The sequence below is a fragment of the Methanobrevibacter sp. genome, from assembly GCF_017539065.1.
Lineage (GTDB): Archaea > Methanobacteriota > Methanobacteria > Methanobacteriales > Methanobacteriaceae > Methanocatella.
Map to the genome: position 1 here is coordinate 38,136 of NZ_JAFYHP010000015.1, position 23,148 is coordinate 61,283.

23 protein-coding genes are annotated in these 23,148 nt (G+C 33.2%); 12 read left to right on the top strand and 11 right to left on the bottom strand.

The window, feature by feature from the left end; genetic code table 11:
- Positions 1 to 16: 16 nt before the first annotated feature.
- Positions 17 to 3,193: a carbamoyl-phosphate synthase large subunit gene (gene carB, locus IKS50_RS03795; protein WP_292845616.1), complete on the bottom strand. Its 3,177-nt coding sequence runs from the start codon at positions 3,191 to 3,193 to the stop codon at positions 17 to 19.
- A 14-nt stretch (positions 3,194 to 3,207) separates the two neighbouring features.
- Positions 3,208 to 4,290 carry a glutamine-hydrolyzing carbamoyl-phosphate synthase small subunit gene (carA, locus tag IKS50_RS03800; RefSeq protein WP_292845619.1) on the bottom strand — a complete coding sequence of 361 codons (1,083 nt, stop codon included), beginning with the start codon at positions 4,288 to 4,290 and terminating at the stop codon, positions 3,208 to 3,210.
- Positions 4,291 to 4,493: 203 nt separating this feature from the next.
- On the opposite strand from carA, the gene IKS50_RS03805 reads away from it, so the two are divergent.
- Entirely contained in the window at positions 4,494 to 6,014 is a 1,521-nt protein-coding gene (locus tag IKS50_RS03805) for a DEAD/DEAH box helicase (RefSeq protein WP_292845622.1), read from the top strand.
- On the opposite strand, the gene nadC is transcribed toward IKS50_RS03805, so the two are convergent.
- Positions 6,009 to 6,839: a carboxylating nicotinate-nucleotide diphosphorylase gene (nadC, locus tag IKS50_RS03810; RefSeq protein ID WP_292845625.1), complete on the bottom strand. Its 831-nt coding sequence runs from the start codon at positions 6,837 to 6,839 to the stop codon at positions 6,009 to 6,011. The two genes, IKS50_RS03805 and nadC, sit on opposite strands and share 6 nt — an antisense overlap.
- Positions 6,840 to 6,908: 69 nt before the next feature.
- Between nadC and rnz the strand changes: the two genes are divergently transcribed.
- Genes rnz through nadA form a run of 3 tightly spaced genes read left to right on the top strand, consistent with a single transcriptional unit; the run spans position 6,909 to position 9,479 of the window.
- On the top strand, positions 6,909 to 7,811 hold the full coding sequence (rnz, locus tag IKS50_RS03815; RefSeq protein ID WP_292845628.1) for a ribonuclease Z: 903 nt from the start codon (positions 6,909 to 6,911) through the stop codon (positions 7,809 to 7,811).
- Positions 7,812 to 7,816: 5 nt separating this feature from the next.
- The gene (locus IKS50_RS03820) at positions 7,817 to 8,584 is read left to right on the top strand and encodes a mechanosensitive ion channel family protein (protein WP_292845631.1); all 768 of its coding nucleotides are present in this window, start codon (positions 7,817 to 7,819) and stop codon (positions 8,582 to 8,584) included.
- Positions 8,562 to 9,479, top strand: a complete 918-nt coding sequence (nadA, locus tag IKS50_RS03825) for a quinolinate synthase NadA (RefSeq protein WP_292845634.1) — start codon at positions 8,562 to 8,564, stop codon at positions 9,477 to 9,479. Before IKS50_RS03820 ends, nadA begins: the two co-directional genes overlap by 23 nt.
- 10 nt (positions 9,480 to 9,489) lie before the next feature.
- Here the strand turns inward: nadA and IKS50_RS03830 are convergent, their stop codons facing one another.
- The 3 genes from IKS50_RS03830 to IKS50_RS03840 all read right to left on the bottom strand — a co-directional run bounded on the left by IKS50_RS03830 (position 9,490) and on the right by IKS50_RS03840 (position 11,806).
- Positions 9,490 to 10,440 carry an alpha/beta fold hydrolase gene (locus IKS50_RS03830; protein ID WP_292845637.1) on the bottom strand — a complete coding sequence of 317 codons (951 nt, stop codon included), beginning with the start codon at positions 10,438 to 10,440 and terminating at the stop codon, positions 9,490 to 9,492.
- Positions 10,441 to 10,590: 150 nt separating this feature from the next.
- A complete protein-coding gene (locus IKS50_RS03835) occupies positions 10,591 to 10,866 on the bottom strand; it encodes a DUF5750 family protein (RefSeq protein ID WP_292845640.1) in 276 nt (91 codons plus the stop codon).
- A complete protein-coding gene (locus IKS50_RS03840; protein ID WP_292845643.1) occupies positions 10,856 to 11,806 on the bottom strand; it encodes an alpha/beta fold hydrolase in 951 nt (316 codons plus the stop codon). The genes IKS50_RS03835 and IKS50_RS03840 overlap by 11 nt, the downstream gene beginning before the upstream one ends.
- Before the next feature lie 123 nt (positions 11,807 to 11,929).
- Here IKS50_RS03840 and nucS point away from each other — a divergent pair, with 123 nt between their 5' ends.
- A complete protein-coding gene (nucS, locus tag IKS50_RS03845; RefSeq protein ID WP_292845645.1) occupies positions 11,930 to 12,712 on the top strand; it encodes an endonuclease NucS in 783 nt (260 codons plus the stop codon).
- Here the strand turns inward: nucS and IKS50_RS03850 are convergent.
- Positions 12,709 to 13,188, bottom strand: a complete 480-nt coding sequence (locus IKS50_RS03850; protein ID WP_292845648.1) for a hypothetical protein — start codon at positions 13,186 to 13,188, stop codon at positions 12,709 to 12,711. The two genes, nucS and IKS50_RS03850, sit on opposite strands and share 4 nt — an antisense overlap.
- Before the next feature lie 68 nt (positions 13,189 to 13,256).
- Between IKS50_RS03850 and IKS50_RS03855 the strand changes: the two genes are divergently transcribed.
- Positions 13,257 to 13,976 carry a PsbP-related protein gene (locus tag IKS50_RS03855; RefSeq protein WP_292845651.1) on the top strand — a complete coding sequence of 240 codons (720 nt, stop codon included), beginning with the start codon at positions 13,257 to 13,259 and terminating at the stop codon, positions 13,974 to 13,976.
- Between the two features lie 41 nt (positions 13,977 to 14,017).
- Entirely contained in the window at positions 14,018 to 14,845 is an 828-nt protein-coding gene (locus IKS50_RS03860; protein WP_292845654.1) for a carbon-nitrogen hydrolase family protein, read from the top strand.
- Here IKS50_RS03860 and IKS50_RS03865 read toward each other — a convergent pair whose 3' ends face one another.
- Together IKS50_RS03865 and IKS50_RS03870 are read right to left on the bottom strand one after the other, a co-directional pair.
- Positions 14,846 to 15,691: a HEAT repeat domain-containing protein gene (locus tag IKS50_RS03865; protein ID WP_292845657.1), complete on the bottom strand. Its 846-nt coding sequence runs from the start codon at positions 15,689 to 15,691 to the stop codon at positions 14,846 to 14,848.
- A gap of 86 nt (positions 15,692 to 15,777) precedes the next feature.
- Positions 15,778 to 16,548 (bottom strand): SDR family NAD(P)-dependent oxidoreductase, encoded by a 771-nt coding sequence (locus IKS50_RS03870; RefSeq protein ID WP_292845660.1) that lies wholly within the window; start codon positions 16,546 to 16,548, stop codon positions 15,778 to 15,780.
- Positions 16,549 to 16,816: 268 nt separating this feature from the next.
- Here IKS50_RS03870 and IKS50_RS03875 point away from each other — a divergent pair, with 268 nt between their 5' ends.
- The 3 genes from IKS50_RS03875 to IKS50_RS03885 all read left to right on the top strand — a co-directional run bounded on the left by IKS50_RS03875 (position 16,817) and on the right by IKS50_RS03885 (position 20,278).
- Entirely contained in the window at positions 16,817 to 19,414 is a 2,598-nt protein-coding gene (locus tag IKS50_RS03875) for an ATP-dependent helicase (protein WP_292845663.1), read from the top strand.
- A gap of 68 nt (positions 19,415 to 19,482) precedes the next feature.
- Positions 19,483 to 19,866: a DUF5518 domain-containing protein gene (locus IKS50_RS03880; RefSeq protein WP_292845666.1), complete on the top strand. Its 384-nt coding sequence runs from the start codon at positions 19,483 to 19,485 to the stop codon at positions 19,864 to 19,866.
- A gap of 1 nt (position 19,867) precedes the next feature.
- On the top strand, positions 19,868 to 20,278 hold the full coding sequence (locus tag IKS50_RS03885; protein WP_292845669.1) for a hypothetical protein: 411 nt from the start codon (positions 19,868 to 19,870) through the stop codon (positions 20,276 to 20,278).
- 5 nt (positions 20,279 to 20,283) lie between these two features.
- On the opposite strand, the gene IKS50_RS03890 is transcribed toward IKS50_RS03885, so the two are convergent.
- A complete protein-coding gene (locus tag IKS50_RS03890) occupies positions 20,284 to 21,375 on the bottom strand; it encodes a formate--phosphoribosylaminoimidazolecarboxamide ligase (RefSeq protein WP_292845672.1) in 1,092 nt (363 codons plus the stop codon).
- A 113-nt stretch (positions 21,376 to 21,488) separates the two neighbouring features.
- Between IKS50_RS03890 and IKS50_RS03895 the strand changes: the two genes are divergently transcribed.
- Together IKS50_RS03895 and IKS50_RS03900 are read left to right on the top strand one after the other, a co-directional pair.
- Positions 21,489 to 22,028 carry a metallophosphoesterase gene (locus IKS50_RS03895; protein ID WP_292845675.1) on the top strand — a complete coding sequence of 180 codons (540 nt, stop codon included), beginning with the start codon at positions 21,489 to 21,491 and terminating at the stop codon, positions 22,026 to 22,028.
- 1 nt (position 22,029) lies between these two features.
- On the top strand, positions 22,030 to 22,662 hold the full coding sequence (locus tag IKS50_RS03900; RefSeq protein ID WP_292845678.1) for an RlmE family RNA methyltransferase: 633 nt from the start codon (positions 22,030 to 22,032) through the stop codon (positions 22,660 to 22,662).
- On the opposite strand, the gene IKS50_RS03905 is transcribed toward IKS50_RS03900, so the two are convergent.
- A complete protein-coding gene (locus IKS50_RS03905; protein WP_292845681.1) occupies positions 22,663 to 23,082 on the bottom strand; it encodes a hypothetical protein in 420 nt (139 codons plus the stop codon).
- Positions 23,083 to 23,148 lie beyond the last annotated feature (66 nt).

Consider the following 23,148-nt stretch of genomic DNA (forward strand, 5'->3'; position numbering starts at 1 on the left):
AAAGGATAGAGAATAATTATTCTCCATCTACATATTCATTTAAAGATTTTACATTGATTTCATTATTTTGAACGGCTGCAATAGCATTTAAAACCGCTCTTGCACCAGCTAATGTGGTAACATAAGGTATACCAAGTTCAATAGCTAAACGTCTAATGATATAACCGTCTTTCGCAGATTGTTTACCTTCAGAAGTGTTAATAATCAAATCAACCTCTTTGTCTAAAATAGCATCCCTGATGTTAGGTGACCCCTGTGATACTTTTAAGACTTTTTCAACTGAATCAAGGCCGGTTGCATCTCCAGTGCCTGAGGTTGCCATAATCTTAAATCCTAAATTAGCTGCTTTTTCTGCAATAGGTCTGATTTTTTTCTTATCGGATTCTTTAACGCTAATGAATATTTTACCTTCTTTAGGCAATTCCATACCTGCTGAAAGCTGTGATTTGTAAAATGCCATTCCATAACTTTCATCAATACCGATACTTTCCCCTGTTGATTTCATTTCAGGTCCGAGTACAGTATCGGATTCCGGCAATTTCAAGAATGGGAATACTGATTCTTTTACAGCAACATGGTCTATTTTAACTTCTTTGGTCAAACCGAAGTCTTTTAATTTTGCCCCATTCATAATCCATGTGGCCACTTTTGCAAGAGGCACGCCGATGGCTTTACTTACAAATGGTACTGTCCTACTTGCACGCGGGTTTGCTTCAATAATGTAAACCATTTCCTCATCAAGTTTTACTGCATACTGAATGTTCATTAAACCTTTAACATCTAATTCTAAAGCTAGTTTTCTTGAATTTTCACGAATTGTGTCTAGAATATGTTTCGGAAGTGTTTGAGGAGGTATTACGCATGCTGAATCTCCTGAATGAACACCTGCTTCTTCAATGTGTTCCATGATTCCTGCAATGAATACGTCGTCGCCATCGCATAAAAGGTCCACATCAAGCTCGATTGCATCTTCCAGGAATTTGTCCACTAAGATTGGATGATCCGGTGAGACCTTTACGGCTTCCTTCATATATTCCTCAAGTTCATTCATATCATAAACAATTTCCATTGCCCTTCCACCGATTACATATGATGGACGTACAAGGACTGGGAATGTGATTCTTTCTGCAATTTCTTTTGCTTCCTCGAATGAATTTGCTGTTCCGTATGGGGCTTGGTGAATATGGAGTTTTTCTAATAACTCTGCAAATAATTCACGGTCTTCTACTCTATCAATACTATCATATGAGGTTCCCCATATCTTTACACCTGCATTAGCTAATGGTACTGCAAGGTTAATTGATGTTTGACCACCGAATTGTACAATAACTCCATCAGGTTTTTCTTGTTCGATGACTCCCATCACATCTTCAAATGTCAATGGTTCAAAGAACAATTTATCTGAAATGTCATAATCTGTACTTACGGTTTCCGGGTTGTTGTTGATTAATATTGTTTCTATTCCGTCTTCTTTTAAAGCTAAAGAAGAGTGTACACAACAGTAATCAAATTCAATACCTTGACCTATTCTGATTGGTCCTGCACCTAAAATTACAACTTTTTTCTTATTGGTAGACACCAGCTCATTACCTTCATCATAACTACTGTAGTAATAAGGAGTTTTTGCCTCAAATTCAGCAGCACAAGTATCTACCATTTTATATGATTGTTTAATATTGTATCTTGAAAGTAAGTTTCTAATATATTCTTCAGTTTGGCCAGATAAATCTGCTAAACGTTTATTGGAACAACCGATTTGTTTTGCTTTTCTTAAAAACTCTTCGTCATTTAGTTTTTCAGCAGTTACGCTGTTTTCAAAGTTTACGATATTTCTGATTTTGTATAAGAAGAAATTATCGATTTTGGTTAGTTCTCTGATTTTATCAATATCCATTCCATCCTTAATTGCGGAATAGATTTGGAAGTAAATCAAATCTGTCGGATTGGCCAAATCCTCTTCTGTGTATTCTACATATTCAAATCCGTCAAAGCCCATATCAAGTGATCTTAATGCTTTTTGGAATGCTTCTTCAAAGGTTCTTCCGATAGCCATTACTTCACCTGTCGCTTTCATTTGAACTCCCACTTGACGGCTGATTCCTTTAAATTTGTCAAACGGCCATCTTGGGATTTTAATAACCACATAATCGATGGCAGGTTCAAAAGAAGCAGGGGTTTCTTTTGTAATGTCGTTTTTAATTTCATCTAAAGTTAAACCTAATGCCACTTTTGATGAAATTTTAGCGATCGGATAACCTGTTGCTTTTGATGCAAGTGCACTACTTCTTGATACACGCGGATTCACTTCAATTACTTTATATTCATCATTTTCAGGGTTTAAAGCAAACTGAATGTTACATCCACCGCGGATTCCTAATGCTCTGATAATCTTAATTGATGCGTCACGCATTTTTTGAATTGTCTCATCGCATAAACATTGAATAGGGGCAACTACGACACTGTCTCCTGTGTGAATACCCATCGGATCTATGTTTTCCATTGTACATACGATGATACAGGTGTCTTCCTTATCCCTCATTACTTCAAATTCTATTTCTTTCCATCCGAGAACAGATTCGTCAATTAGAACTTGGTTAATGAAACTCATGTCCAATCCGTGATTTGCAATCTCAATTAATTCTTCCTCGTTGTGGGCAATTCCCCCACCGGTTCCCCCTAAGGTGAAAGCCGGTCTGACAATTACCGGATAACCGATATCTTCAACCGCTTTAAGTGCATCTTCAACACTTTCAACAGCCTGACATTTCGGAATCTCCTCTCCGATTTGTTCCATAAGGTTTGCGAATAAGTCACGGTCTTCCACATCTTTAATAGTTTGAACATCAGACCCTATGACTTTAATTCCTTCAAGTAATCCTAAATCTCCAAGTCCGGTTGCAATATTTAATCCGGTTTGTCCGCCCATGGTTGGTAAAATAGCATCAATATCTTCTTCTTCAATAATTTTTGCAACAACTTCTGGAGTTAATGGTTCAGTATAAACAGTATCGGCCATCCCTAAATCAGTTTGAATAGTAGCAGGATTACTGTTAACGAGTACTGTTTCAATACCTTCTTCTCTTAGTGATTTACATGCTTGTGAACCGGAATAATCGAACTCAGCAGCTTGTCCGATTTGAATTGGTCCGGAACCAATAATCAATACTTTTTTAATATCTTTATCAACTGGCATATGTAATCCCTCTTTTAATAATCATCCATCATTTGGTTAAATTCGTCAAAAATATGTCTTGTATCATTTGGACCGGGTCCCGCTTCAGGGTGGTACTGTATACAATGCAATGGCAATTCTTTATGTGAAATACCTTCAGGTGTTCCATCATTCAAGTTGATTTGGGTTAAAACTAAATCAGTTTCTTTAAGTGATTCCTTATCAATTGTGAAACCATGATTTTGTGATGTGATAAATACTTTTCCAGTATTTAAATCTTTAACTGGTTGATTTTCACCACGGTGCCCAAATTTCATTTTATATGATCTTGCTCCGAATGATTTTGCAATCAATTGTTGACCCATACAAATTCCAAATATTGGCAATCTGTTTGATAATTTTTTCATGGTCTCAATGGTTTCGGATACCCTATCCGGGTTTCCAGGCCCTGATGTAATCATTAATCCTGAAGGGGAGTAATCTAAAATAGTCTTATAATCAGTATCATATGGGAATAAGATAACGCCAATGTCTCTTTCTAAAAATGAGTTAATAATATTCTTTTTAACACCGCAATCAATTAAAGCAACTTTTTTATCGGCATCTTCATTGAAAATTTTAATTTCCTTTGTAGAAACTAACGGCACAACATCCACATCTTCAATACTAGGTTGTGAGCGAGCCATTTCTAAAAGTTTATCATCGTCAATATCTTCAGTTGTAATAGCTGCTTTAAGTGAACCTCTTTCTCTGATTTTTAATGTTAAATCACGAGTGTCGATTCCGCTTATTCCAGGGGTTTTAAATTCAGTTAAAAATTCATCTAATGTTTTTTGAGGTCCGAAATTAGAAAGTTCACGACAAACCTCACGACAAACAAATCCTTCAACCTGAACTTTATCAGATTGATACCATTCCTCACTTACCCCATGATTTCCTTCTAAAGGATAAGTGGACATTAATATTTCTCCTTTAAAAGACGGATCGGTTAAAGATTCAGTGTAACCACCCATACCTGTGGAGAAAACAAGTTCTCCTAATTTGGTGGTCTCATAACCAAATGCTTCACCTTTCAAAACAGTTCCATCTTCCAAAGCCAATTTAGCTATTTTTACCATTCAATCACCATAATAAGATATAAAAATTTACTATCTTTATTATATTTTATTTTAATATATTATTAAACTTTGTTTTTTTACAAAATTTTGTAAAAATTCATTCAAATTATTTTGTTAAAAACCTATGAAAAATGAATGAATAAGTAAATTAATATTTGATTAGAAACTAAATTATACACATCGAATTTAAAAGAGAAGTGAATATGGGCACCAATGTCGAAAAATTAGCTAAAAAACATTTGAAAAATCCGAAAGATTATGCCAGATTTAAAAAATTAATCAGACAGACAAATGTTTATAATCCTCCAAAATCATTGACCGGTGAGCTACGGCCCTATCAGAAAATTGGCTATTCATGGCTAGTTCAAAACATCAGATTTAAATTTGGAAGCATATTGGCTGATGATATGGGTCTTGGAAAAACAATCCAGATACTATCCGCAATATTATATTTTAAAGAAAATAACATATTGGAAGACGAATCAACATTAATCATTGTGCCTCCAACATTAATACCTAATTGGGAAAATGAAATAAAGAAATTCACTCCGGATTTGACTTATTTTATCTATCACGGATCCAACAGGACATTTCCTCTGGAAAACTATGACATAATTTTAACTTCCTATGGAGTTGTGAGGCTTGATTTGGATATGTTCTTAGATAGAACTTGGTTTTTATGCGTTATTGATGAAGCCCAAAATATTAAAAATCCAAATACCGAGCAAACAAAAGCAATTAAAGAAATTCCTGCTTCAACTAAGGTTGCCCTAACAGGTACGCCAATTGAAAATAAATTAATGGATTACTGGTCAATTTTTGATTTTGTAAATAAAGGCTATTTATCAACAAAGGATGACTTTAAACGGAATTACGTCATGCCGATTGAAAAATTAGAAGATGAGGAAGTTTTAGAAAACCTGAAAACAATAGCCAAACCCTTTGTTATGAGACGCCTTAAAAGCGATGAAGACATTAAAAAAGAATTGCCTGAGAAATTTGTAAATGATATCTACTGCAGCTTAACGAAAAAACAAGTAAAATTATACACAGCGATTTTAGAAGAAATATTCTTTGATATTGAAAATTCAAAAGGAATCCAAAGAAAAGGAATAATCCTTAAGATATTGACTGCCCTAAAGCAGACCTGCAATCATCCTGCACAGTTTTTAGACATTAAAAATCCTAAAATTTCAGAATCTGGAAAAATGGAATTGCTAATCAATATTTTAGAAAACATTCTTGATAATGATGAAAAGGTGATAATATTTACCCAGTATGTTGAAATGGGCAAACTCATTCAAGAGTTGGTCTCTAAAAAGTTTAAACAGGAAGTATTATTCTTACACGGTTCACAATCAATGAAAGAAAAAACAAGGATTATTGAAACCTTCCAGGAAGATGAAAACTATAAAATATTTGTTGCAACACTTAAAACTGGTGGAACCGGTTTGAATCTGACCGCCGCCAGAAACGTGATTCATTACGATTTATGGTGGAACCCCGCTGTGGAAAATCAGGCAACTGACAGGGTGCACCGTATTGGACAGGATAAGGATGTGATGGTATACAGGCTCATTACAAAAGGAACCCTTGAAGAGGCCATTGATGCAATAAGTAAAAGAAAAGTTGATTTGGCTGAAAAATCAATCAGTAATGATGAAACGTTCCTTACCGAAATGACAAACGAAGAGTTAAAAAAGGTTTTAACATTAAGATTATGATTCTTCAATCTTTAAACTAAAATTTAAACTTCTTGATGAATGTGTCAAAGCGCCGATTGAAATGATGTCTACGCCTAAGGAAGCATAATCTAAAATTGTTTCATCAGTGATTCCGCCTGAAACTTCAATTAATGAATTTTGACGAACATCTAATTCTTCGAGTTCATCAAGGACTTCTTTAACCTCATTTGGATTCATATTATCAAGCATGACAATATCCGCACCATTTTTAACACAATCTATTGCATCCTCTAGTGTTTCTACTTCGATTTCTATTTTATTGGAAAAGCTGGTGTTTTCTTTTGCTTTTAAAAGTGCTTCAAGAGGGGATTTGCATGTAGCAATATGATTATCTTTAATCAGAACCATATCATCTAAGCCAAATCTGTGGGGATCTGCTCCTCCAACTTTTAGAGCATATTTGTCAAATTTTCCGATTGCAGGTGAAGTTTTACGAGTTCCTGCCACTATAACCTCAAAATCTTTAACAATGCCAACATAATGATTGGCTGCAGTTGCGACTCCGCTCATTCTCATAAGCAAGTTTAAAGCAGTTCTCTCTAAAAGCAAAATAGTCCTTGCATCTCCTTTAAGTGATATTAACACGTCATTATTTGATATTTCAGTCCCATCTTTTAACCAAAAGGTTACATTAACTCCATATTCTTCAAATAACTCCCGGATAACATCAATACCGGCTAAAATACCTTCATCTTTAGATTTGATATGCGCATTTACAATTTTGCCCTCTTCAACTACTGCATTAGATGTAATGTCTCCAAATCCTTCATCTTCAGCCAGCATATATTCAATAATTTTGTCCAAAAAATCACCTAAATTATTTAATATTATTATGAATATATAGTAATTCATAAATATAAAAGTGATTACATTATGCAAATAACATTTTTAGGAACTTCGTCCGCAGTTCACTCAAATGAGAGAAATCATCCATCGATTGCCATTAAGGCATTTGGTGAGACTATATTATTTGATTGTGGTGAAGCAACTCAAAAGCAAATGATTTCAAGCAATATTAGTCCCATGAAAGTATCTAAAATATTTATAACCCATTATCATGGGGACCACATTTTAGGCCTTCCGGGACTCCTGCAATCAATGAGTTTGAACGGCAGAGAAACTACATTAACGATTTATGGTCCAAAAGGATTGGATAAAGTTAAAAATGCCATTTATTCTTTAGGTTACTGTGCAATTGAATATCCTGTCGAATTTATCGAAATAGATTCGGGAATAATTGAAGATAATGAAGAATATTTTATCCAAGCTGAAAGAGTTAGGCATAATGTTCCCACATTAGCTTATTCGATTGAAGAAAAGAAAAAACCTAGATTCTTAAGAGAAAAAGCAATTGAATTGGGCGTTCCTGTGGGTCCTGCTTTCGGACGTTTGCATAATGGTGAGGAAGTTGAAATTGATGGGAAAATCATTAAACCTGAGCAAGTGCTTGGAGAACCTAGAAAAGGAGCCAAAATTACTTATTCCGGGGACACCAAACCTTGTGAAGAAATGATTATGCTTGCTCGCGATTCGACATTACTCATACACGAGTCAACATTTGTCGAAGAGGACAAACTTAATGCAGAAGAACATGCCCACTCCACTTCTGTTGATGCGGCATATGTCGCTCGAGAATCGAATAGTAAAAAGTTGATTTTGACTCATATAAGTTCAAGATATACAAAAGAATATGAAGAAAAAATGTTGAATGAAGCCCGTGAAGTCTTTGAAAATACTGAATTAGCTTATGATTTATTAGAAATAGAAGTTAAATGATTTATATGAATTTTACAATATTTAATGAACCGACAACAACATTGATTTATATTTTTGCCATTATAATAATTGCATTTATTTTAACTAGAGTAATTGCGTTTTTAATGAATAAAATGAATAGATTCAAAAAGGATATGACCGCAATCTATCTTATTAGAGATATTATCGATTATGTAATCTATTTTATAGCATTAATGACAATCTTACAATTCTTCGGAATTAATCTTGCGGGAACTCTATTGAGTTTGGGTATTGTAGGTATTGCTGTGAGTTTTGCGGCAAAGGACATTATTTCAAACCTATTTTCAGGAATCATATTAATTTTAGGCAGAAGTATTAAAGTTGGAGATACTCTTGAGATAAACAATAAAAAAGGCTTTGTTGAAAAGATTTCACTTAGATCAACTGTAATTGTTGATGATATTGGAGTGAGAAATGTTGTTCCAAATTCAACATTGACAAATAATGTTTATTCAAAATTTAAAAATCCTGAAAAGTATAGAGTCGACATCATCACTGGATTAGCATTGGATAAGGATATTGAAGATTTTAAGGAGTATATTATTAAAAAAATGGAAAGCTATCAAGATATAGCTAAAACTCCTAACCCTCAAGTTTTTGCTAAGGAAATTTCCTTTGAAGAAAGCAAGTTAAAAGTATCCTTTTGGGTAAATAATTTTAATGACAAAGATAAATATAAAATAATAATCACAAACGATATCAGAAAATATGTACAACAAGGTGGAAACAATGAGCAATACAATTCAAGATGAAATTTTAAAATTGAAAGAGGAAAAAAATGCTATAATCCTCGCACACAACTACCAACCAAAAGAAGTCCAAGAAATTGCAGATTTTCTTGGGGATTCTCTGGAATTATGCATCAAAGCTTCCAAAATTGAAGATAAAGATTTAGTAATATTTTGTGGCGTGGATTTCATGGCAGAAACTGCATTTATCTTAAATCCTAATAAAAAAATTGTTATACCTACCCTTGAAGCAGAATGCCCTATGGCCCATATGCTTCCAGAAGAGGAATTATTAAAAGCTAAAGAAGAACATCCTGATGCGGGAGTTATTCTTTATGTAAACAGTATTGCAGAAGCAAAACAACATGCAGACACCTTATGTACATCCGCCAATGCAGTTAAAGTCACTGAAAGTTTGCCTCATGATAAAATATTATTTGGACCTGATAAAAACTTAGGAACTCATGTTGCAGAAAAAATTGATAAAGAGATAATACCAGTTCCAAAAGATGGCCATTGTTATGTTCACAGATTATTCCATGTTGAAGATGTTGAACTTAAGAGAAAAGAATATCCGAATGCAGAGATAATCTGCCATCCAGAATGTAACATTGAAGTTCAAAAAGCATGTGATGTCGTAATGTCCACCGGAGGAATGTTAAGGCACATTGCCGAAAGTGACCAAGAGGAATTTGTTATTGGAACTGAAATTGACATGATTACAAGAATTAATTCAGAAGTTCCAGGCAAAAAATTATACCCGTTACTTGAAGGAGCCATTTGTAAAACTATGAAACTGCATACTCTTGAAAAAATAAGGGATTCATTAATCAATGAAGCTCCGGAAGTTACATTACCAAAAGAAGTTGCAGATAAATCTAGAAAAGCAGTGCAACATATGTTAGATGTATCTAAATAACTTAATTTTCTTATTTAAATTGCTCTAAAAAGGAAATGACCTCTTTTCCTATTGGAACATAATCTTTTTCTGAGAAATACTGCTCATCTATGATATTATCATATTTTATGACTATTGAATCATTAACTAATTCTTTTAACGGCAACATATCTGATTCAAAATCAAAATAATGAGAACTACTAGTATGGACAAATAACGATTTAGCTTTTATATTAGAAAGTTTATCCTCAATATCATATTGCATCAATGCATCATTATGAAATTTGACATCGTAAATATCTAAAAATAAACCTTCATCGATGAAATCATCTAGAATAACTCCCATTTCCTCATTGTTTAAATCATTAAACACCCGTTTAGAAGAAGAAAAGGCAAAAATTAATGTATTAATTGCTACAAGAGACCTAGTTTTTGAAACACTATACTCTTCAGAATAAAAATCATCAATTGAGTCAATAATATTATCAATGACCTTTGCAATGATAAATTTATAACCATTTATTTTAGCCGCAACATTTACAGCGAAAATGAATTCCATATCATCTGGATATTCACATGCCCATGTTAAAACTTGAAAAGCTCCGTAACCCTCTCCAATTAAACCTAAAATTTTTTTAATTTTAAATTTTTCGGCTAGGAACTGTCTTTGGAAATTAACTAAATCTAAATAGGTATAATTTGGGAAATTAAATTTTAGATTAGTTGTTGACGGAGAACAGGAATTTGGGGATCCTAACGAATTGACTACAATAAAATAAAATTCATCACCTATAAAACCACTATGCTCTAATATATATTGATGTGATTCTGTTAAAAAGGAGTATGCTCCCTTAAAATTAGAGAAAAATAAGATTGCATTAGTGATATAACCTTCATCATCATATTTGGGATTTCCATAGGTTGAATAGGAAACTTCAACATTTTCAAGGACCCTCCCATATTCAAATTCAAAGGAATCCATTACATGAATCCCCTTCTCATTTAATAAACTAAGAATAATATCACAACCTTATTTACAATAATTAATAGTTAATTAAAAGTATATATATTTTCGTATAAGCTAAAAAAAATATAGTTTTTTAAAAAAATAGTGAATAAAGTAAAAAAAAATTTACATATCATCTAAGAAGCTAGATAAGAATATATTCATTTCAATTTCTTCACGGGCCATAAAATCGTCTAAACGATATTTCGCAACATCGCTTTGAAAGGGATATAATTCCCGGGAAAAATACATTTTTAACTTAAAAGTATCATCATCAATAGCCGTTTTCTCTTCTAGGTTTTCATTTAGAAATTCCATCTGATTCAAAGTTAATCCCAAAACGCCATATTCGATGAATTTTTGGTTATTTTCTTCCCCATAATCTAAAATTTTAACAATCATTAAACTCCTCCATAAAGTCATTTAACTCATCAGAGATTGTTTCAAGTTCATTGAAACATAAATGCCCTAATTTTGAGTCCATAATTATTAATTCAGAGTTTTTTATCATTTTAGACATTGGAATTGCATCAAGTTCTGGCGGAAAATGCGGATCTTGATAACATGAAATAATCAATGTTTTAGCTTTGATTTTATCCAATTCATCTTCAACATCGAAATTCATTGAACATTCATTGCAATATTTTAAATCATAAATGTCGATTTCAATCATTTCATTTCCAAAGCTTTCAAACTCACTGGCCAGTTCAATATTTGACATTTCCCTTAAAGCTTCTTTTGAAAGACCAAAATTAAATTCTGCTAAATTAGCTATTCTTAAAGTTCTAATTAGAGAGTAGGTCAATTCGCCTTTTGCATAGTCCGGATCGGACGTTATGATTTCATCGACAAACTTTGATAAAATAAAATCATGTCCTGCAACCTTATAACTAGTCACTCCACAAATTATGAACTCCAGAAACTCAGGATTATAAATTGCCTGTGTTAATGCTACAAAGCCTCCCATTGAGTTGCCGATAATGCCTAAAATATGAGTCATATTGAATTTTTCGGCTAAAAACTGTCTTTGGAAATTTGCAACATCCCTCATTGTATATTTGGGAAATTTATTTTTCAGATTAGTTTGAAAAGGAGAACATGACCCTGATGAACCTAATGGGGAAAGGCAAATGAAAAAGTATTTATCCTTATCGAAAGGACCGTTTTGACAAGCCAAAGGAGCGATCTTTTTAATGCTGGAAAAATTAGATAAAGACCCCCCATTATAAACAATAGCATTAACAATATTGCCCTCATCATCATATTTTGGACTGCCGAATGTCATGAATTCCACTAAAACATCGTTTAAAACATCCCCATTTTCAAATTCGAATGAATCCATTGTAAAATACTCTTTTTTGCTTTCGAAATATTCATCATCGTAAATTTAAATTCCTCCAAATAAGGCCATGATAATTTTTTTAAAAAACAAATTATTTAAATTAATCTAAACAATGTTATTGTGATGAAATATAAAATTTTAGAAAAACCAAATCCCGAAGAGGCATATGATCTAATTGAAGAGGCGCTTAGAAAAAGAGCCACAATACTTATTTTTGCATGCTGTAAAGTAAATTATGAAGGAAGGGCATTAAGTGAGTTGAACTGGGGAGAACGTATAATAATGATTAAGCCTGATGGTGCTTTTTTAATCCATCAAGAGAAAAAGGTAGAACCAGTGAATTGGCAGCCTCCTAAATCAAGAACAAGAGCATATATTAAAAATGATAATTTATTCTTGGAAAGCCATAGGAGAACACCTAAAGAATTATTAACCGTTGAAATAAAACAAATCCAATTTATTAACTATGCTAATGTTGAAGACTTCGAAGAGCTTGAACAGGCGGGATATGAAAAAGATATGAGCGATATGATAATGGAAAAACCTCATATTATTGAAGAAGGTTTTAAACCAACTACCCGAGAGTATAGCGTTGAACACGGCTTTATTGATATTCTGGGAAAAGACAGCGAAAATAATTTAATGATTCTGGAATTAAAAGCCCGGAAGGCAGGGGTTACAGCAGTAAAACAACTTAGACGATATATTCAAGATATGGAAAATACTGATAATGATTATCTAAGGGAATGCAAAGCCGAAAAGAAAAAAATTAGAGGATTGCTTGTTGCGCCATCGATTATGGACGATGCCTTAGAAATGATTGAAGAGGAAGGCATTGAATTTGTATCTGTTGAACCTCCTCGAGAGTTAAAAAGAGATAAAAAAGTAACTTTAGATTTCTTTTAGTCTAAAGCTTCTTCAATTTTCTTTAATTCCTCTTTATAGAATTTTTTAGTGAACTCATTTGCAGGAATTGAAGTTGTTACATGGCAATGTTTTTCTAATTTATAAATAAGATATTCATCGGTTTCAAGAGGCAGGGTATCATCGTCACTTAAAACATCAAGATTTCCCAATTCTTCCAAAATATCTTGAAATTCTTTTTCTTCTAATTCAATGACATCATCTAATTCCATTTCTTGAACTACAGAACTTAATTGCATTGCGATAGCCACAAATCCATTAACTTTTTTATCGGATATGGAAAATTCAGTATTTCTAATCTCTTCCATAGAAAACTTAATATGGTCAATTGTATTTTTAGTGGCTGGAATTTCTTTTGATAATCCTATCTGATTAATTTCATAATGATTTTTCCATTCACCAATTTTATAAACTGCATAATTTATATCATCAAGATTAATAACTTTATCATCTGCCATGTTATCACATTAATTAAATATATTTTTATAATATAAATAATAAATGTAATTCTAATGGAGGTTAAGCTGTGAAAAAATGTCCTGAATGTGGAAATCCTAGTTATGATGGTGCTCCTATTTGTGGAAATTGTGGTTACAAATTCCCAAAACCAAAAATTGTAGCTCCTAAAAGAGAGGATATTTTCCAAAAAGAACCTAAAGAAAAAAAATCTTCCGATAATGAAGATATTTTAAGTATTATTAAAGAAAACAAACTCCTTATTGGAGCAATATTGCTTATAACTTTACTTGTAATTGGTGGAATTTTTTTAATGGGAAATAATAACTCTAAGAGTAGTAGTAGTTCTACTCCTATACTTCAATCCAGTGCTAATAATTTACTTGAGCACAATGAAAGTGATTTTTCATTCAAATATCCTACTACTTGGAAACAGGTAAACGGTAGCGATAGCGACCATGAAGATGCTATATTCTTCGTGAATGAGGAGAATGTAACAATAGAGTTTTACAACATAACTAGTGATGCAAAATCATTAAAAGATATAACTCAACAAAGAATTAGCCATGCTCAAAAACAAGGCGATTATGTCGAACTTGTTGAAACAATAACTTTAGATGGTAGAAACTCATCAAATATGCTATTAGAAAATGCAGATGGGGACTACACCAGATATGTTTCAATGTTTAGTGATGGAAAGTTATATGTATTTAAAGTAATGGGATCTTCAGAGAATTCTATTACCTCTGAATCTATTAACAGCGCTATAAGTTCTGCAGATATTGCTTAAGTATGATTTAAATCATACTTTCTTCTATTTTTTGTGAAAACATGACAAAAATTAAAATTGCTCTTTGTCAGATGAATGTAATTGATGATAAAGAGGCCAATCTCAAAAAAGCTAGCTTAATGATAGCCGATAGTGTGAATAATAATGCTGATTTTATAGTTTTGCCTGAAATGTTTAACTGCCCTTATTCTAATGACAAATTTATAGAATATGCGGAAGAAGAACATGACAGCACTACTTTAAATACAATTTCAAAACTGGCTAGGAACAATAATGTTTACATTTTATCAGGATCCATTCCTGAAAAAGAAGAGGATAAGATATTTAATACTAGCTACTTATTTGATAAAGAAGGCCAAATTATAGCAAAACATAGGAAAATACATCTTTTTGATATTGATGTTAAAGATAAGATTACTTTTAAAGAATCGGATGTTTTGACTGCTGGCAATGAATTTACCCTTGCTGAAACCGAATTCGGCAGAATTGGTATTGGAATCTGTTATGATGTTCGTTTTGTTGAGCTTGCAAGAATAATGGTTGAAAATGGGGCATCAATACTTTTTTATCCTGGTGCATTTAACATGACAACCGGGCCGGCACATTGGGAGTTATTATTCCGTGCAAGAGCGTTGGACAATCAGGTTTTCTGTGTTGGCGTTGCTCCTGCATTAAATATGGATGCTAGCTACCATAGTTATGGTCATTCAATCGTCACAGACCCGTGGGGAGAAGTTGTAGCCCAAGCGGATGAAAAAGAAGATTTAATTATTTGTGAAATTGATTTGAGTGAAATAAAAAAAATAAGGGAAGAGATTCCTCTTTTAAAAAATAAAAGAAAAGATCTCTATGAAGTTATCCAAAAATAACTATTTCAATTTTGCTAGTCTTTTTTCGAAGTAATCTACTTTTTTAGTACCTGCAAATACTTCAATAGCTGTTTCTATGACTCTAACTTCATTGTCATAGTCATTTTCTTTTCTGTATAAAACACATAACCTTTTATATGGAGCATCTTTTGGTTGTTTTGCTTCAACGTAACGTTCATATTCTTTAATGGCTTTTTGAATATTGGTTTTTTCCATTTCTTTTATTGTGCTCATTGGAATAACTTTAACAACCGCTTTACCAGATGCTTTTGCTTTTTTTCTTTTTTCAGCTTTTTTTATAGCTTTATTGCATGATTTTTTGAAGTCTTTATCATCTTCAGCTTTTCTTGCATCCTTGATTAATTTTATTGATTCGTCAGTTGCTAAATCGCCTAATGCCTGAATGGCTGCAAGTTTAACTCCCCAGTCTTCATCCTCAAGGCATTTTGCAATTGAATCTATTTCATCTTCCGCTTGGAGTTCGCCTAATGCACGTACTGCAACCTTTCTAACTCCAAAGTCTTCATCTTCAGTTGATTCGACAAAATAAGGAATTACTTTTTTATCTTCAGTTTCTTTAAGCGCGAAAGCAAGGAAACGTTTATCTTTACCTTCTGCATTTTTAAATTCTTCAATTAATTTATCAACAGCCACATCTCCCATACTGCCTAAAATTTCAGCGGCTTTAAATCTTACTTGTGCATTTTCATCAGTAGTGGCCTTAATTAAAGGTTCAATAGCTTCTTCATCAGTGACTCCGACTAATGATTCAACAGCTTGTTTTCTGACCTTAACATCATCATCTGATAAATTATTAATAGCTTCATTAAAACTTAAATTTGACATGATTATAATTAGATTTTAAAAATATATAATCTTTAACAAAAAGTAGTGAAAAAATAAAAAAAGAAATAAGAGAAAAATTCTCTTATTTAAATAGCAGTCCATCCACCGTCAATACAGATTAATTGACCGGTACAGAAACTGGATGCATCGGATGCTAAGTAAATTGCAATACCGTCCAATTCACCAGGTTTACCTAAACGACCTGCTGGACAATATGCTGCAATAAGGTCCATGAATCCTGGTAATTCAATGGAATCTACAGTTAATTCTGTTTCGAATACTGCAGGACCGATTGCGTTTACGGTAATGTTGTATTTTGCCCATTCTACAGCTAAGTTTTTGGTCAAGTTCATTACTGCACCTTTAGCTGAGGAGTATGCACTGATTCCTCCTCCTGGGAAGATTACTCTGGAGTGGATTGAACCAATGTTAATGATTTTACCGTATTCTTGTTCAATCATGATTTCTCCAACAGCTTTACACATGTAGTATACACCAGTTAAGTCAATGTGAATGTGTCTGTCCCATTCTTCATTGGTTTGGTCAACTACCATTTTGTTATTACCCATACCTGCTGCATTAACAAGAATATCGATTCTTCCATAAGCATCCATAACTTTTGCAACAGCAGCGGTGATACTGTCATAATCTCCGACATCACATACAGCGTACATTACTTCAGTTCCGAATTCCTTTTCGATTTCGGCAACGTTTTCTTGTAATCTTTCTTCTCTTCTAGCAAATAATGCTAATTTAGCACCTTGGCTTGCGTATGCTTGTGCAATTTGCCAACCGAGTCCTGAGGAAGCTCCAGTGACAACTGCAACTTTGTCTTTTATATCGAAATAGTTTTTCATTTTTATACCACCTAGTCATATGACTATGTTTAAATATATGATATTTTAAACTATTTAATAATTTTTATATGATTTTTTATCATATTTTATTAAAAATATATACAAATCCAAAAAAATAATAAAATTTTTGAATGAACTGATTAAAAAACTAAGTCGGCATTTTCGAAACTGTACAAATAAATATATCAAAAGTATACAAGTATTATTAAATACTTTTAAAAAAATAATACAATGTAAGAAATTTTTTTCGAAAAACAGAGGGGAAAAAATGATTGAAGAGCAAACAAAAGATTATTCAAAAAAAGAGATATTCAAAACATTGCATCCTTGGGTTAGGCAATGGTTTGACTCTCAATTTGATGATTTTACCCCTGCTCAGAAGAAATCAATCATTGATATCCACAAAAATAACAACATACTTATTTCATCACCAACAGGTTCAGGTAAAACCTTAACCGCATTTTTATCGGTGATAAGTGAATTGACAACCCTTGCTGAAAAAGGTGAATTAGAAGATAAAGTTTATTGTATCTACATCTCCCCTCTAAAAGCATTAGATAATGATATTGAAAAGAATTTAGATGAACCGCTTAAAGGAATAGAAAAAATAGCTGGAAAAAATCTCGGCATCAGAAAAGCAGTTCGAACCGGAGATACTACACAATATCAAAGACAAAAAATGCTTAAAACACCGCCGCATATCTTAATTACAACACCTGAAACACTATCCATTTTACTCGTTGCCCCCAAGTTTAGAGAAAAATTAAGCCATGTCAAATATGTTATTGTGGATGAAATTCATTCGTTGGCTGAAAACAAAAGGGGAGTGCATTTAAGTTTATCCCTAGAACGATTACAGCATTTAATTGGACAATATACAAGAATTGGACTGTCTGCAACTGTCAGCCCCATTAAAGAGGTTGCGCGTTTTCTTGTAGGTTATGAGTATGGAGTTGAGAGAAACTGTAAGATAGTTAACATAAACTATTTAAAAGAACTGGATATGGAAGTGATGTGTCCTGTAAGCGATATCGTACTTGCTGATGAAGAAGACACCCGTCTTGGAATGTATGATTTATTGGATGATTTGATTCAAGAAAATAAGACCACATTAATATTTACAAACACCCGTAGTGGAACTGAAAGGTTTGTTTATAATTTAAAGAAAATGTATCCTATGAACTATAACGATTCCAATATAATGGCTCATCATTCATCATTATCAAAAGAAGTTAGGCTAGAAACAGAAAACAAACTAAAAGAAGGAAAATTAAAAGCAGTAGTTTCTTCGACATCCTTAGAGTTAGGAATTGATATTGGGTATATAGACTTGGTGGTTTTAATCAACTCTCCAAAATCGGTTGCAAGAGCTCTTCAAAGAATCGGGCGCAGCGGACACAAATTGCATGAAAAATCAAAGGGCAGAATTATAGTTACTGATCGCGATGATTTAGTAGAGTGCTCCGTCTTATTGAAAAATGCTAAAGAAGGAAGAATTGATAAAATAACTATCCCCACAAATTGTTTAGATGTATTGGCACAACATATTTACGGAATGAGTATTGAAAACAAATGGGATATTGATTATGCCTTTGATGTAATACGAAAAAGTTATTGTTATAAAGACCTCACACGTGATGATTACGAAGATGTTTTAAGTTATATGGCCGGGGAATACCCTGAACTTGAAGAACGTTATGTATATGCAAAAATCTGGATTGATTATAAAGAGAACACTTTTGGAAAACGGGGAAAATTAGCCAGAATGCTTTATTCGACAAATATCGGAACAATACCTGATTCCTCGGGAGTCCTTGTTAAATATGATGGGGAAACCGTCGGAAAAATAGAAGAGTCATTTATGGAAAGACTGAAAAAAGGAGACACGTTTGTTCTGGGAGGTAAAACTTACCGGTTTAATTATGGTAAAGGAATGACAATCAATGTAACTCCCGCAAGCGGACCCCCTACAATACCTTCATGGTTTTCACAACAGCTCCCATTATCTTTTGACCTTGCAATGGATATACAAAAGTTCAGATCACATATGGAAACCCGATTTGAGTATAGGCGAAGCAAAGAAGAGATTATGGAGTTTATTTATGATTATTTATATGTTGATGATTTTGCAGCCAATTCCATTTATGAATACTTTGTTGAGCAATACAAATATGCGAAAATCCCCTCCAATCGCTGCTTACTCATTGAATACTATAAAGGATTTGGCGGGAGGAAATTCGTAATTTTCCATTCATTATTCGGTAGAAAAGTTAATGATGCATTGTCACGTGCGGTCGCTTATGTGGTTGCACAAAGATACAATACCAATGTTACAATATCCATTTCTGATAATGGTTTTTATTTAAGTTCAGATGGCACAATTGGAGGTTTAGAATCCTTTAAACAATTAACCCCCGAAAATTTTGAAATCATCCTAACAAATTCACTGAACAAAACTGAAACATTGGCTTCACGTTTCAGACATTGCGCTGGAAGATCACTGATGACTCTTAGAAGATATAAAGGAGAATCAAAATCAGTTGGCCGCCAACAGGTGCGGGGGAAAATATTGCTTAAATTTGTCCAGGACATGGACGATGATTTCCCAATATTAAAAGAATCAAGAAGAGAAGCTATGGAAGATTATATGGATATAAAAAATGCTTTAAAAATCATTAATATGATTGACACTGGTGAAATGGAAATAAAAACAATAAATACAGTTATTCCAAGTCCTTTTGCATTTAACTTAGTTTCACAAGGTTATTTAGATGTTTTAAATCAAAATGACAGAGGAGAATTTACAAAAAGAATGCACCAAGCAATAGTTGACCAAATCAAAGACAAATTAAAAGACATTTATTGACTTGAATATTAAAAAAAGATAAAAACATTAATTAATAAGATTAAATAATAATATTAAAAGGTGATATGATGGCAAAATGGAGTGCTGTAATAATAGGTTTCATACTAACAATTATAGTTAAATCATTTTTTGCACCATATGAATTTGTTGGATTGTTGATAATAGGATTCATTACTGGATACATTGCTAAATCAGGAGCATTAGGCGGACTGTGGAATGCCGCGCTTGCAGGATCCTTTGGTACAATTGTTTGTGCAATATTATTTATTTTGGTTGCAACTCTTGGAGGAAGTTTCTTTGGCATTTTTGGAGGACTGACAGGATTTACAATCTCAGGAGTTGGAAGCTTATTTGAGATAATTCAATCATTAATTTATTATGCGATTGTAATGGGAATTACAGGAGCATTTGGAGGAGCAATAGCTTCTAAAAATAAATCTAGGGAGAAATAAAATGAACAAATTTACAGATATAAATTTTAAAGCCATAATATTTGGAGCAGCAATAGCTGGTGCATTTATATTATTTGGATGGCAAATTTGGGATTGGTTTTATCCATTTTCAGCAATAGGTCTTTTATATGCGGGATATGGTCAAAACGACTTAAAAAAAGGAACATTTGCTGGTGCATTTGCATCAACACCAATTATTGTTTTAACATTCCAAGGGTACATGGGACAGTTTGATGGATTTTTCCTGACTGAAGATGGAATGATGGCTTTAACAATATTAATTCTCGCCGTTGGTGCTTTTGTTGGTTTCGTTGGCGCATGGACAAAAAGAAGCCGTGTTAAAGCATTAGAAGACTATGAAAAAAAACAGAATATTGGTAAAAATAAAAATAAAAAGAAAAATGAAAAATAATAACTCTATGTTATTATTTTTTCTAATTCATCTCTTTCTATACCTCTCTTAATTTCAAGAGCGATTCTTCTTCCCATACTCATTGGTTTAGCATAAGTTAAGTAAGAGTAAGGAGAACCATCCATAAATGTGTTTGTACCACCATCAGTTCTTGCACTGATTTCGAAACAGATTACTTCTAAATTATCATTTACTAAAGTTTGCATACAGAATGGACCGTTTAATCCTGGAGCAACTAATTTTTTAGCACTTTCAGTTAATTTATCAGCAATGTCAAATACTTGTGGAAGTAATGATTCACGAATAACAGCTGGGTGGTTACCAGTTACAACATAAGAAGGGCTTAAATCAATATCTAATTGGTCTTTTGCAGGCATTCTTACGAAACCATCGATACTTGATTCATATCTTGTATCCATACCCATTAATTCAACTTTATCATCAAGTGCGGAGTAGAAATAGTGGATACAATAATTACAACCTGAAACATACTCTTCAATGTGAGCTGCTTCGACATCACTGTCATCTAACCATCCACGAGCTTTCATGGCATCGATTTTTGCATCAAATTCCTCAGTAGAGGATGCTACAAAGTAACCTCTTCCTCCTCTTGCACCTGGGAATTTAACCATTACAGGACGGTCGATTTCTGAAGGGTCATTATATTTGAATGGTATTCTCACATCACCTTCAACGAGCAATGCTCTTTCTTTGTCTCTTTCAGCTTCCCATCTGAGCACGTCTCTGTTTCCGAACATTGGGACATTGAATTTGTCTTCTACATTATCAAGACCTGCATATGCAACAAAAGATCCGTGAGGTACAACGATTGCGTTCATGTCCCTAAGTTGTTGTTGAACGTCTTCATTGACAATGTCCTTAAATTCATCGACGATGATGTATTCGTCTGCAACATCGAATCTTTGATATGGAATTTCTCTTCCTTTTTGACAAACGATAGCGGTTCTAAATCCTTCTTCCTTTGCACCTTGCAAGATATGTAAAGAAGTGTGGCTTCCGAGAGTAGCTATTGTGATTTCACTTTTGTCATAACCGGCCAAAATATCTAAAATATCTTCTTTTTTAACTTCGCCCATTTTATCTTCTCCTAAAAGAATGATATATATAAATATGTTTTTAGCAATTTATATAGTTTTATAAATAATTTTAAAAGTAATAATTAACAAAATATAACCTGAGTAATTAAGGATTGAAAAAAATGTTAATTGGTTTAATTTCAGACACCCACATACCAGATAGAGCAAGAATATTGCCTCAAAAAGTTATTGAAGCGTTCAATAATGTTGAATTGATAATTCATGCCGGTGATTTAACTTCTCCAAAAGTCATTGAGGAGCTGGAAACAATTGCTCCCGTCATGGCTGTCCAGGGAAATATGGACAGAGCCAATGGAATAGACCTGCCCAGAGCTAAAGTCATTGAAATTGAAAGTTTGAAAATCGGAGTTATACACGGAGAAGTTTATCCAAGAGCAGATGCCGACCAATTGTTATATCTGGCAAAGGAACTGGGCGTTGACATTTTGGTTTCAGGACACTCACATCAACCAAAAATAGAACAAAAAGATGGAATTTTACTCTTAAATCCGGGCAGTCCAATCGTGCCTAGGCTTGCGGACAGAACCGTGATGCTGCTTGAAATCAATGACAAAGAAGTAGATGTCGAAATTGTAAAAATAGGCTCACCTGTATGTAGTGCACTTGATTTTGACCAATACAAGAGGGATTGAAATGGGAAGCAAATGGCAAATGGAAAAACATAATGACCCTTATTATAAAAAAGCTAAAAAAGAAGAATATCGTTCAAGAGCATCTTATAAACTCAAACAACTTGATAAAAAATATAAACTCATTAAAGAAGGGGATACTGTAGTTGATTTAGGTGCCGCCCCAGGAGGTTGGTCACAAGTAGCTCTAGAAAAAGTGGGCGAAGAAGGAATCGTTGTTGGAGTCGATTTAAACAGATTTAAAAAATTTCATGAAGAGAATTATTATGGGATTAGAGGAGATTTCACAACCCCTGAAGTTCAAGAGAAAATCATGGACCTTATTGGTGGAAAAGCGAAAGTGGTAATGTCAGACGCGTCTCCTTCCCTTTGCGGCATTAAAAACATAGACCAACTTAGATCAATCGATTTAGTATATTGTGTTATTGGAATCGCCGAAAACATTCTTGAAGAAAAGGGAAATCTTGTTATGAAAGTATTCCAAGGTCCCGAATATAAAGAAATGTTAGATTCACTTAAAGATAAATTTAGACATGTGAGAACAACAAAACCCGCATCATCACGTAAAAAAAGTTCTGAAATGTATGTTGTAGGATTAGAATACCTGCCTAATAAAAAAAAGAGAAAAAGAAATTAATTAAAGATTGTTATATGCTTGATTAGCAATTTTGAGTTTTTCTTTAGCATAATCAATCCTACTATCAACTTCATTTGATGGTTTGCTTGCATCTAGAGCACTTTGAACATTTTCAATAGCTGAATTCGCCCGTGTCAGCTCTAATTTAGCATCATTATAAATCTTAATATCATCAGAACCTCCAGCATAATATGTCGGTTTAATATTATCAAATTTAACAGACAGATTATTATACTCCGCTTTCAATACTGCAAGCTCGTCATATTGTGTACCGGAAGATATTTCATTTGTAATTCCAGTTGAAACGATGCTATAACCTACATATGCCACCACAACGATTGTTGAAATAATCATGATAATTCCCACAACAGAAATTAACATAGAAGTGGATTTGAATAAGCTTAATCTTGATTTTCTCATATTAACCTCAAATAATTAAATTTATCAGTTACTACTTTATCGATATTACTATATTAATGTTACTTT

Coding starts and splice junctions, on each gene's coding strand:
- IKS50_RS03875 (WP_292845663.1), top strand. CDS start 16,817: ATGATTGAAGAGCAAACAAAAGATTATTCAAAAAAAGAGATATTCAAA.
- IKS50_RS03805 (WP_292845622.1), top strand. CDS start 4,494: ATGGGCACCAATGTCGAAAAATTAGCTAAAAAACATTTGAAAAATCCG.
- IKS50_RS03830 (WP_292845637.1), bottom strand. CDS start 10,440: ATGGATTCCTTTGAATTTGAATATGGGAGGGTCCTTGAAAATGTTGAA.
- IKS50_RS03870 (WP_292845660.1), bottom strand. CDS start 16,548: ATGAAAAACTATTTCGATATAAAAGACAAAGTTGCAGTTGTCACTGGA.
- nadA (WP_292845634.1), top strand. CDS start 8,562: ATGAGCAATACAATTCAAGATGAAATTTTAAAATTGAAAGAGGAAAAA.
- IKS50_RS03865 (WP_292845657.1), bottom strand. CDS start 15,691: ATGTCAAATTTAAGTTTTAATGAAGCTATTAATAATTTATCAGATGAT.
- nucS (WP_292845645.1), top strand. CDS start 11,930: ATGAAATATAAAATTTTAGAAAAACCAAATCCCGAAGAGGCATATGAT.
- rnz (WP_292845628.1), top strand. CDS start 6,909: ATGCAAATAACATTTTTAGGAACTTCGTCCGCAGTTCACTCAAATGAG.
- IKS50_RS03890 (WP_292845672.1), bottom strand. CDS start 21,375: ATGGGCGAAGTTAAAAAAGAAGATATTTTAGATATTTTGGCCGGTTAT.
- IKS50_RS03900 (WP_292845678.1), top strand. CDS start 22,030: ATGGGAAGCAAATGGCAAATGGAAAAACATAATGACCCTTATTATAAA.
- IKS50_RS03835 (WP_292845640.1), bottom strand. CDS start 10,866: ATGATTGTTAAAATTTTAGATTATGGGGAAGAAAATAACCAAAAATTC.
- IKS50_RS03885 (WP_292845669.1), top strand. CDS start 19,868: ATGAACAAATTTACAGATATAAATTTTAAAGCCATAATATTTGGAGCA.
- IKS50_RS03905 (WP_292845681.1), bottom strand. CDS start 23,082: ATGAGAAAATCAAGATTAAGCTTATTCAAATCCACTTCTATGTTAATT.
- IKS50_RS03850 (WP_292845648.1), bottom strand. CDS start 13,188: ATGGCAGATGATAAAGTTATTAATCTTGATGATATAAATTATGCAGTT.
- IKS50_RS03840 (WP_292845643.1), bottom strand. CDS start 11,806: ATGGATTCATTCGAATTTGAAAATGGGGATGTTTTAAACGATGTTTTA.
- IKS50_RS03860 (WP_292845654.1), top strand. CDS start 14,018: ATGACAAAAATTAAAATTGCTCTTTGTCAGATGAATGTAATTGATGAT.
- IKS50_RS03820 (WP_292845631.1), top strand. CDS start 7,817: ATGAATTTTACAATATTTAATGAACCGACAACAACATTGATTTATATT.
- carA (WP_292845619.1), bottom strand. CDS start 4,290: ATGGTAAAAATAGCTAAATTGGCTTTGGAAGATGGAACTGTTTTGAAA.
- IKS50_RS03880 (WP_292845666.1), top strand. CDS start 19,483: ATGGCAAAATGGAGTGCTGTAATAATAGGTTTCATACTAACAATTATA.
- carB (WP_292845616.1), bottom strand. CDS start 3,193: ATGCCAGTTGATAAAGATATTAAAAAAGTATTGATTATTGGTTCCGGA.